The following is a 10,281-nucleotide window of genomic DNA, read 5'->3' on the forward strand; positions in this document are numbered from 1 at the left end:
CTGGGGCGGCTGCGACCCCGGCAGCTGCGGATCCGTGCACAGCACCGGTCCCCACTCGCGCCGGTCACTCCTTTTCGGGCCAGGTCCGTTACGTGGGTGACGGCGACGGCCTGTGCGTCGGCGATTCCCCAGATCCGACGACTTGGATCGAGGTCCGCCTGGCGGATTTCGATGCGCCCGAGCTTCACGCCCCAATCGGAGCGCGTGCCAAGGCAGCACTGGAAGATGTCGCTCTCGGCCGCGGGGCCTTCTGCACCGCGGTGCGTGGCCGCAATGGCCGCGTGCAGGTCTATGACCGCGTCATCGCCGTCTGCCAGATCAGCGGACGATCGATCGGAACATTGTTGCGGCAGATCGGCGCGCCTCAGGGCGGCCGCTAGCCCGAGAACCTGTAGCTCCCTAGGCTCACCCGCTGTCGCTCGAGCGTCCAAGCTCCTGTGGACCCGCTTCGCACAGACGATGAGATACTGCCTCGGTGCCGAAGCAACATGCCGGCCATCGCCGACCCCGCGCGGGCTGATCCCGCAAACTCACTGTAACCAGCTCGCGGGAATGAGCTTCTCGCCCTTCCTCCATCGCTCGATCACCGCCGTTGCGAACCACTCCGGCTTTAGGTCTGCGTGATCCATGATGATGATCTGCAGCTCCGGCGCGAGTTCGGCCGCTGCATCGGCCGCCAGCTTGAAGAGCTGCAGCACGGCGGTCTGGTCCTCGTCGGAAAGCCCGTCGATTGAACCTTCCGCATCGCGGTCCGGTGGATAGTGAGCTTGAGATGGCTGGTCGAAAATGATGAACCCCGGCACGGGACGCTTCTTTTGACGAAACCATTTATGGAGAGCCAGGTGTGCCAGGACGTGGTAGCCGACCCAATTCTCGCCGCTTCCCATCCGGAACAAAGGGACCGGACCGTCAAGAGTATCAGCGACGACCGTCAGGGCCCTGATGTCGAGCCTTAGCTGGCTACCTCGGTGCTCCAGTTCCAGATCGTCAGAATACTGGGTCATGTAGCGGCCGATAATGTTCAAGAAGGCATCAAGCTTTTCCTTCATCGCTTCGGCGTCGAGCTCCCGCTCCAGCGCCGCAACCCGAATCCGGCTTGCCGCGATGGCCGATTTCAGCCCTGAGCTGGTGTCGGCGGTGCTGGCGGTCTCGACATACTGAGTGATCTTTCCGGTTGTTCGCGCCTGTAGAATGAAGCTGTCCTGTTGAACGCGGAGGATCTCGTTCTCCCTCATTCGCGCCGCAATCTGCTGCTGGTTTTCCCGCAGACGCTGCTCGATGTCGGCCTCTTCGCGATTGAGCGACGCCAATCTGAGCTGAAGCCGCGGGTTCTCAGCCTCAACCGCCTCGAGTTGATCGCTGAGCTCCTGAAGCGAGCGCTGCATCTGCACCACGGTCGGCGCCGGCACGGGAAGCTGGCTTTCGCACAGCGGGCAATGAGCGGAATCGTGATCGCCATGTTTGATCAGGCCGACGGAGCTCAAGCGAGCTCGCTGCTCTTTTGCTTCACGTTCGTAGCCACTCGTCTCCGACGTAAACGTCCGGGTCGATCGAATCTCGGCGTTGACCCTCTCGAGTTCGGTTCGAAGACCCTGGCGTTCAGCGCGTAGGCCAGCCAGCACGTCCTCGCCGTCACCCACCATAAAATTGTCGCGCACGCCGGTGTCACGCACCACGCGCTGAAGAACCGCAAGGACCGCCTCGTAGGTGAGCGCGACAGTCCGCTCGTCGATAAGTCCCACCTGTTTGGCTTCGTCGACAAGGGCGCGCGCACGCGGGTACGTGCTGCTATCAAGGGCGTCCGCGTCGCGGAGCTGGCGTTCTAGCTGACGTAGTTCGCGTTTGGCCTGATCGAGCTGGGATTGCTTGAATAGGCGGTCTTCATCCACGGCCCCAAGGAAATAGGGCAACGTATCTTTGATGGCCTGACTGACGAAGTCCTCGCCTTGCCGGTGGAACAGGCGCTGTTTGCTGTCGATGTCGTTCTGGTCTTGGAAGGAGAGCAACAGCGCGTGCCGGAAGTTTGCCTCCAGCGGGTCGCGGGTTGGGGTCGGAGGTCGATGTTCGTTCTCGCTGATGCCGATCGCGGCGCCGAGGAACTTCTCTACTGCGCCCACCGTCGTGTTTTTGAACAGGGCGGACTCCGACGGTGTCTCGATGCTCGACCCTCGGTCCATGTAGATATCGCCGTTCGTTCGATCGCCGACATCGGGGTTGCGACGGGCGATGAAGATCTGTCCGTCGCCAATTTGAAACAGCAAAGCATACCAGCCGACATACTTGCGGATCACGCCATCCGCGACGTTGCATTCGCTGCGGCCCGTACAGTAATCGATGATGTCGATTATCGCTGACTTGCCGGTTTTTGAGCCGCCGGTCAGTATATTTAGCTCGCCGGGTCTGAACACGACCTCGCGAACTTCACCCCGGCGACTGTAGAGAATGAGCTTGGCAATTTGCAGACTCACGGTGTCACCCCCCACGCGGCGTAGATTGTTGCGGTTGTGCCCGCGGCGGCAAACCATCGTCCCAAGAAACCTGCCCGGTCGACGCACTCGCGGGCTTCTGCGGTGAACAGCGCGGTCCGCTTCTCGGTCGCGGTTTGACGCTTCGCCCCAACGCTCAGGTCGCCGCTGTCCGCCAGCGCCAAGATCTGGTGCTGAGCACCGAACACAACGGCTTCGCGGGTGATCGCGCTCAGGCGCGTCACCCTGTTCGCGAAGTCGACAAGTTGCTCACGGTTGTCCTGAATCCAAGGCAAAAGCGAGGTCACTGTCGAGCTCGGCAACGCTCGCCGCGTGCCCTGGTGCAGAACGATCGGGAGAATAAGGAAGGTGAGAGCAAACGGGAACGGCCGCCCCGCCTTCTTCGTATAGTCTTCAGTCGTCTTCGCCAGCAAAGTGGCGCAGAAAGCCGGATTGAACAGATAAGCTTCTTCGGTGACGCGGTTCGACCAGGGCTGCATGGATTAGCCCACCCCGTCATCGGAAGGGTCATCCTGGTCGCTCTGATATTCAGGATGCCACCCGACTGCGTATCGATTCGACAGTATGTGATAGCTGCCGTGGGTCAGGAACCGGTCCCGAACGCTTCTCAATGTAAACTGGGCCTCGTTCTCCACCCATTTGTAAAGCAGCTGCCCGGCGGCGACCTTCTCGGTGGGCGGGCAACCCGGGCCGAGTTCGTCGACCAAGGCGGCGTGGCGCGGCTCCCACGCTTCCACGAGCTGCCGCTCATAGTTCTCGAGTTCGCCACCTACGAGAAGCTCTTCGCGCGCCCAGCGCGATCGCTGCTCGGACGCTCGGTAATAGTCTCGAATCGCGAACTCCACGCGCCGCGGGCCGACCTCGATCCTTCGCAACTGTTTCACGAAAGGACGCTTGTCGAGTTCGGCGACGACCGTCGGTGACGGATAGGTGGACGCATAATCGACCGGCAGGGCGTCTCGCCTGAACTCCTCCCGAAGTTCATCGACCCGCTGGTCAATGGCGAGCACGGGGATGGCCGAAGGGCCTGCTCCGGAGAGGGCCTTGATCACCACGCCGAACCACCATCCTTCAAGGCGCTCTACCAGATGGTCGACCTGATCGCGCGGCGCGGCGTGAACGAGCTCGCGCGCGATCTCATCCCCGACGTCGACGATGTTGGGCGAGCCGTCGAGAACGAGGATCGCCTTCAGCATGCTTTGACGCAAATCTTCCGGCAGCGCCGAGTAGGCTTGATAGGCTGCAGCGTTCTCCTTGTTCTTGGATGAAGCAGCGGTCTTCAGGAGCAGCTGATCAGCGGCCGACTCATCCCGTTCGCGCATGCGCAAGAGCGCCGCCGCTGACCCATCTGGCGCGAACCCTGTCGTCAACAGGACGAACTTGATCCTGAAGGGCGCCTCGACGTCTTCCGTCACGCGCTTGGTCCAGATGAGCAACGTTTTCCACAGATCGACGCTGGCATCCGTCAGGTTGCCCAGCTTGCCCACATGGTGCTTGGTCTGGATAAGCTGTGTCGGCTCACCGTTGACCTCGAACCCCACATCGTCGAACTTCTCGATCGAAATCTCCAGTTGGGGCGACTTGGCGATAGCCTGAAGACCGGCGAGCAAGGCGTAGCGGCATTGAAAAAGGTAGCCAGTCGCCGAAGCGCTGGCTTCGTGCGTGCTGGCTGGCTTCATCCCTGGCTCTGGCCCCTACTCAAATGAAGATTCCTTCGGTTCGGTAATTACAGCGATCACCTTCAATGTAAGTGACCGCTCGTGCAATACAGAATGCCCAGTCCTGTCCCCCATCATTCATCTGGGGGAGTATGTCCGAGTTCCACCGCCTTCCGGCGCTGTCCCGCGCTCAGCGCGCTCCAGAAGCGATGAACCCGGCGTGTCGGCATCTGTCGCAGGTCCTCGATGTGCTGGGCGCGGCGAAGCTCGACCTGAAAGAAGGAGGGGTGGTGGTCGATCCGAAACGTCCGAAGCTTCCAGAACACCACGGCGGCATATTTGGGCGTGAGCTTCTTGTTGCGCCGGTAGTAGTCGAGCGCGCCCGACAGCACCGGGTTGACCTCCTTCGTGGCGAGCTGTTCCAGCGCACGGATGCAGGACTCCAGTTGCATCCGCTGGGTAAGTTTGGCCAGATGGCGCTTTGCCTCCTCGGGCGAAAGGCGCCGGCCATTCTCCATGACGGCGACGTCGAATTGAAGTATGCAATGTGAGCCGACCCAGAGCGCTGCCTCGGTATATGGGTTGGCGATCTCGAAGTGATATCTGAGGTCCTGCTGGCCGCACAGTTCGCATGTCTCGATCGGTGTCTCGTGGTCGACCGTGTTTTCGGTGAAGGACCACTCGGCGAAGGCGGCAGGCAGCGTGTCGGCCACCGAAAGGGGCAGAATGCTGTCGCGCACGCGCTGGCTGTAGCCTCCCACTTCTCATCAGGCCTCGTTATTTAAGCTGACTTACCTTAGCCCATTTCCTATTTAAGCCAAGTGGGCATTGCTTAAATAAGGGTGGGTTGCCATAATCGGCGCACATGGTTGATCCCGAACCCAATCAGCGGCTGGGCCGCTTTGTCGAAACCCCCGTCGCCGGCGAGACGGTGCGTGCCTTCGTGCCGCCGCCGCTCCCCCCGGCGCCGCCGATCGACGTGCTCACGCTGCTGGACCGTTTGAGCCTAGCTGAACGCGCGCTGGGCCGCCTCGACGGCATAACCATGCTTTTGCCGCGCCAGGAGCTCTTCCTCTACATGTATGTGAGGAAGGAGGCCGTCCTCTCGTCCCAGATCGAGGGAACCCAATCCACCCTTACCGACCTCCTGCGCTTCGAGACCGAGGCGCAGGCCGGGCAGCCGATCGACGACATCCGCGAAGTCTCGAACTACGTCGACGCAATGATGTATGGCCTGGAGCGGCTTGAGGACTTGCCGCTGTCGCTCCGCCTGATCCGCGAAATGCACGCACGGCTTCTGCAAAGCGGGCGGGGCGGCACCAAGAGCCCGGGCGAATTCCGGCGCTCGCAGAACTGGATCGGCGGCAGCCGACCAGGCAACGCGCTTTTCGTCCCGCCTCCAACGACGGAGTTGGATGGCTGCCTCGACGCCCTTGAACGCTTCATGCACGAGGACGAGTCTCGACTGCCGGCGCTGATCAAGGCGGGCCTCCTGCACGTCCAGTTCGAGACGATCCATCCCTTCCTGGACGGCAATGGCCGTATCGGGCGTCTGCTGGTGACGCTTTACCTTTGCGTTCACGGCGTGCTGCGAAAGCCGCTGCTCTACCTGAGCCTCTATCTGAAGACCCATCGCGCCGACTATTATAGGCTGCTTCAGGAGGTGCGCGAACACGGGGCTTGGGAGGCTTGGCTGGACTTCTTCCTGACCGGCGTTGCGGATACGGCAAACCAAGCCTTCGACGCCGCGACCCGGATCGTCGAACTGTTCAAGCACGACCGCGAACGCATCACCGGCGAGAGCGAACGCCCTGGCTCCGCGCTGCGCATCCACGATCTCCTTCAGCAGAACCCCTATCTCACCGCAAACCTGCTGGTCGAGCGAACGGGCCTGTCCGCGCCCACCGTCAACGCCGCGCTTGCCGATCTTGAACGCCTCGGCATCGTCGAGGAGGTGACCGGCCGGCGGCGCGGTCGCGTCTTCGGCTATCGCCGCTATCTCGCAATCCTCAGCGAGGGCACCGATCCCCTGCCCGCAGCCTAACCCGAGAGAAAATTGTGCGTCTAGAAAGCGTCACCCTGTCCGGCTTCCGCTGCTTCGGCCCCGACCCGATCACGGTGCCGATTGCCTCGGAGATCACCGCCGTCGTTGGTCCGAACGCGGCCGGCAAGACCGCGCTCCTCCACGCCTTGTCGAAGCTGTTCGGCGTCTCGCGCGCACAACGCACCGTGCAGCGGTCGGATTTTCATGTCGGAGCTGACGAGGACATCGATGACCGTGAGCCGAAGGACCTGTTCATTGACGTGTTGATCGGACTGCCCGAGCTGGCCGACGGCACCGCCACGCCCGAAACCATCGCACCGTCATTTCGGCACATGCAGCTCGAGCGTGCAGACAAAGCACCGGTCTGTCGCTTGCGGCTCGAAGCGCGTTGGGAGGACGACGGAACCGTCGAGGGCGAGGTGTCGCAGGAGCTGTTCTGGGTCGATACGCTCGACGACAATCCCCCGGACGACAAGCGCCACCCCGTCTCTGCGGCCGATCGCGGCCTCATCCAACTCTACTACACCCCGGCCAGTCGCGATGCCGCCGCTCAGATCCGCGCCACGACCGGAGCGCTCGCCGCGCGCCTGCTGCGCGCCATTGAATGGTCATCGGACACCGAGGACGCCGTAAAGGGCGCGAGCGAAGATCTGGCCACCGCGTTTGAGGGCGAGGCAGCAATCGCGGCGATCGCAAAGGCCCTACAGACACGCTGGTCGGACCTCCATGACGATGTCGTCGACACCAAGCCTCGGCTCAGCCTCGTTAGTCGTAGGTTTGAAGAAATCGTCAGCAAAATCGCGGTCATCTTCGACCAAGGCCCCGACGGCCAAGAACGCGGCCTGGACGCGCTGAGCGACGGCCAACAATCGCTCTTCTACTTCGCGCTGGCCGCGGCCGTTTTCGACCTTGAGCGCCAGGTCGTCGCGGGCAAGGTCGAAGGCTTTCTTGACGACCAGCTGCGTATCCCCGCACTCACGCTGTTCGCGCTGGAGGAGCCGGAAAACCACCTGTCGCCGTACTTCCTTGCCCGGATCATTCGTCAGGTCCGGTCGCTCACCGACGGCGGGGGCGCCCAGGCGATCGTCACCAGCCATTCCCCGGCGGTTCTGAGCCGGGTCAACCCGCGCGAGGTTCGCTACTGCCGCAGCGACCCGAAGACGCGCGTCTCGTCCGTCAAGAAGATCAAGATGCCGACGGGCATAGACGAGGCGGCCAAGTTCGTCCGTGGCGCCATGCTCGCCTACCCGGAACTCTACTTCGCACGCTTCGTCCTTCTCGTCGAAGGGGACTCGGAGCGGATCGTCCTCCCGCGTCTCGCCGAAGCGCTCGACCTCCTGATCGATCCTGCCTTCGTCGCGATCGTGCCGCTGGGCGGGCGCCATGTGCAGCATTTCTGGCGGTTGCTGACGCACCTTGGCATTCCACACGCGACTCTGCTCGATCTCGACCTCGGCCGTAGCGGCGGCGGCTTCGGCCGGGTGAAGACCGCGATCGAGAAACTTATCGAATTCGGCGTGCCGAAGGCTAACCTGCTCAAGATCGAAGGCGGCATGTTATCGGACGCCGATTTCGCCAAGATGCACACGTGGCAGGATGCCGATGACCGCAAGCTGCTCAAGGGATGGGTCGACTGCCTGAAGCCTCACGCCGTCTACTTCTCCGCGCCGCTCGACCTCGACCTGGCGATGATCGCGGCTTTTCCCGACGCCTATGAAGCAGTTATACCCAAGGGGGGCGGACCCAAGATGGCCGTCGATAAGGCAGCCGAAGTCGTCCTGGGCACAGCTGGACCAGGGCTCGCCCTCTACACCGGACCTTACAAGGACTACCCGGATCTGCTGCCCGCCTATCGCTACCACTTCATCACGAACAGCAAGCCGGCGACACATCTCGCGGCGCTCACCCACATCAAGACCAAGGCCTTGCGTGAGGACATGCCGCCGTTGCTTTCGGAACTTCTCAACCATATCGCCAAATGCCTGCGGCGAGACTGACCATGGCGGTGCTTGCGCGACGGGTTCGACCCGACGATTGGAAGCCGATCGGTGTCGACGCCCTCGAAGCGAACGCGATCAAGGTGGTCCGCTCCACCGACAACCGCTCGGTCATCGCCGGCCCCGGTGCGGGGAAGACCGAGCTCCTCGCACAGCGCGCCGCCTATCTTCTGCAGACCGGCATCGCGCCGCCGCCGCGGCGCATTCTCGCGATCAGCTTCAAGCGTGACGCCGCGACCAATCTCGCCGCCCGCGTCCGCCAGCGCTGCCATCGCAGCCACGCCGGCCGTCTCGATTCGATGACCTTCGACGCGTTCGCCAAAAGCCTGGTCGACCGGTTCGGCCAAGCGCTGCCCGAGCGATGGCGACCGCGACCCGACTATGAACTCATGTTCCCAAACGATACGGCCTTTCGGGGATTTCTGTTCCAGGATGTCGGTACGCCTCCGAAAGCCATAGGCAGCTACGCTGACCTCCAGGCGATCTCCATCAAGACATTCGAGCGCTCGCTGCTCGTAGGCTCACCGCTTCCCGTTCTGGGCTGGCCTGACCCGACAGTCGGCCAGTGGGCGGCGGATCGATTCTGGCAATCGTCGCTGCACGAGGGAAAGAAGACCTTTCTGTCGTTCCCGATGATCGGACGGCTCGCCGAACTGCTCCTGCGCGTCAATCCGATGGCGCGCGACGCCCTCCGTTTGACCTACTCGCACCTGTTCATGGACGAGTTCCAGGACACCACCCAGATCCAATACGATCTCGTGCGAACGATCTTCCTCGGAACCGATGCAGTGATCACTGCAGTGGGAGACAATAAGCAGCAGATCATGCGTTGGGCGATGGCGATGGACGATCCATTCTCCGCGTTCGACGCCGATTTCGGCGGCAAGCGCACGCCGCTCTACAACAACTATCGGTCGTCGCCCGAGCTCGTGCGCATCCAGCATGTCCTCGCGCAAGCGCTAGACGCTCGTGCGGTAGAGCCCGTTTCGAAGACGGCAACCACGATTGCAGGCGAAAGCTGCGCAATCTGGGACTTCTCGAGTCCCGAGATCGAAGCACAGCGGCTGGCCCGGTTCGTCGCCGGCGAAGTGAAGGCCCATGCGCTCGGCCCTCGCGACTTCGTCCTGCTCGTGCGCCAGAAGGCGGTCGACTATGCGGCCGTACTCGAGCCAGCCTTTCGAGCCGCGGGAATCCCGCTTCGCAACGAGGCCGGAACCGTCGGCGCCGTCATGTTGCAAGAGCTTCTCGCGGAAGAAGCATCAGAGCTGTTGGTCAAGGTTCTACGTCTTGCCATGACGAAACGCGCAGGTCGGCATTGGACCGAATGCCAGGAGGCGCTGGGGGCTTTGCGCGGGATTTCTCCCGAGGACGAAGCCGCCCAGGCAATATTCGCCCGCGAGCTCGACGCCCAAGCGACCCAGCTCAGCGCCGACCATCCCGAACCGCCAGCGTCCAAAGCCGATGCGCGGACCATCGTTGATGACGTCCTTTGCTTCGTCGGCCGTGAACGGCTGATCGCCGTTCATCCCGCCTATGCGCAGGGCGGGTGGTTTGAGAAGGTCGTTGAGGCCACCGCAGTGCATCTGCACGGGTCATCGGCCGACGCCGCAGATTGGACGGAGACCCTCGACACCTACGAAGGCCTGCATGCCATTCCGCTCATGACGATCCACAAGAGCAAGGGGCTCGAATACCATAGCGTCATCTTTGTCGGGCTTGATGACGGCGCCTGGTGGAGTTTTGCTGGCGACCAAATGGAGGCGACCGCCTGTCAAACGGCTTGCAAAATTGACCCCCGATCGGCGTCCAAGATTGACCCCCCTGGCGCTGGCGTTGGCAGTCGCCCGGCGGCGTAGCGCGGAGCCCTTGCGCAGCGCAGCGCGTAGCCGATCTGAACCGCCCGGCGCGCGGCCCGGGCCGCCACGGAGTAGCGGTTACGATCGAAGTTGATCAGGCAGGTCGCCTGGGCCACCGCCTCGACCTGGTGGAAGCCGTCGAAGGGGCCGGCAAACGGCGCCAGAAACGGCCTCTCCGCCTCGAAGACCTCCCAGACCGTCCGGTCACGTTGTTCCGGATGGCGATCGCTGCGCGCGCGG

At 62.8% G+C, this 10,281-nt stretch carries 8 protein-coding genes and 1 pseudogene; 4 read left to right on the top strand and 5 right to left on the bottom strand.

Annotated elements, in window-relative coordinates:
• Positions 1 to 92: 92 nt before the first annotated feature.
• The gene (locus C5708_RS16385; protein WP_232824134.1) at positions 93 to 380 is read left to right on the top strand and encodes a hypothetical protein; all 288 of its coding nucleotides are present in this window, start codon (positions 93 to 95) and stop codon (positions 378 to 380) included.
• A gap of 150 nt (positions 381 to 530) precedes the next feature.
• On the opposite strand, the gene C5708_RS16390 is transcribed toward C5708_RS16385, so the two are convergent.
• The 4 genes from C5708_RS16390 to C5708_RS16405 all read right to left on the bottom strand — a co-directional run bounded on the left by C5708_RS16390 (position 531) and on the right by C5708_RS16405 (position 4,884).
• Positions 531 to 2,468 carry a DUF3732 domain-containing protein gene (locus tag C5708_RS16390; RefSeq protein WP_162006109.1) on the bottom strand — a complete coding sequence of 646 codons (1,938 nt, stop codon included), beginning with the start codon at positions 2,466 to 2,468 and terminating at the stop codon, positions 531 to 533.
• Complete coding sequence (locus tag C5708_RS16395; RefSeq protein ID WP_137901409.1) at positions 2,465 to 2,965, bottom strand: three component ABC system middle component; 501 nt, start codon at positions 2,963 to 2,965, stop codon at positions 2,465 to 2,467. Before C5708_RS16395 ends, C5708_RS16390 begins: the two co-directional genes overlap by 4 nt.
• A 3-nt stretch (positions 2,966 to 2,968) precedes the next feature.
• Positions 2,969 to 4,165: an ABC-three component system protein gene (locus C5708_RS16400; RefSeq protein ID WP_137901410.1), complete on the bottom strand. Its 1,197-nt coding sequence runs from the start codon at positions 4,163 to 4,165 to the stop codon at positions 2,969 to 2,971.
• 113 nt (positions 4,166 to 4,278) lie between these two features.
• Positions 4,279 to 4,884, bottom strand: a complete 606-nt coding sequence (locus C5708_RS16405) for a hypothetical protein (RefSeq protein ID WP_198669277.1) — start codon at positions 4,882 to 4,884, stop codon at positions 4,279 to 4,281.
• A 125-nt stretch (positions 4,885 to 5,009) separates the two neighbouring features.
• On the opposite strand from C5708_RS16405, the gene C5708_RS16410 reads away from it, so the two are divergent.
• Genes C5708_RS16410 through C5708_RS16420 form a run of 3 tightly spaced genes read left to right on the top strand, consistent with a single transcriptional unit; the run spans position 5,010 to position 10,041 of the window.
• On the top strand, positions 5,010 to 6,188 hold the full coding sequence (locus C5708_RS16410; protein ID WP_116968897.1) for a Fic family protein: 1,179 nt from the start codon (positions 5,010 to 5,012) through the stop codon (positions 6,186 to 6,188).
• 14 nt (positions 6,189 to 6,202) lie between these two features.
• Entirely contained in the window at positions 6,203 to 8,185 is a 1,983-nt protein-coding gene (locus tag C5708_RS16415; protein WP_116968898.1) for an AAA family ATPase, read from the top strand.
• Between the two features lie 2 nt (positions 8,186 to 8,187).
• Entirely contained in the window at positions 8,188 to 10,041 is a 1,854-nt protein-coding gene (locus C5708_RS16420) for an ATP-dependent helicase (protein WP_242922775.1), read from the top strand.
• Between the two features lie 32 nt (positions 10,042 to 10,073).
• Here C5708_RS16420 and C5708_RS16425 read toward each other — a convergent pair.
• Positions 10,074 to 10,281, bottom strand: a pseudogene (locus C5708_RS16425) (IS21 family transposase); the annotation flags it as partial.

Origin of the sequence: Caulobacter sp. CCUG 60055 (assembly GCF_022750545.1) — a bacterium.
Classification (GTDB): domain Bacteria; phylum Pseudomonadota; class Alphaproteobacteria; order Caulobacterales; family Caulobacteraceae; genus PUIC01.

What these genes read in the sequence shown, in the direction of transcription:
- C5708_RS16410 (WP_116968897.1), top strand. Translation starts at nt 5,010, where the DNA reads ATGGTTGATCCCGAACCCAATCAGCGGCTGGGCCGCTTTGTCGAAACC.
- C5708_RS16400 (WP_137901410.1), bottom strand. Translation starts at nt 4,165, where the DNA reads ATGAAGCCAGCCAGCACGCACGAAGCCAGCGCTTCGGCGACTGGCTAC.
- C5708_RS16395 (WP_137901409.1), bottom strand. Translation starts at nt 2,965, where the DNA reads ATGCAGCCCTGGTCGAACCGCGTCACCGAAGAAGCTTATCTGTTCAAT.
- C5708_RS16420 (WP_242922775.1), top strand. Translation starts at nt 8,188, where the DNA reads ATGGCGGTGCTTGCGCGACGGGTTCGACCCGACGATTGGAAGCCGATC.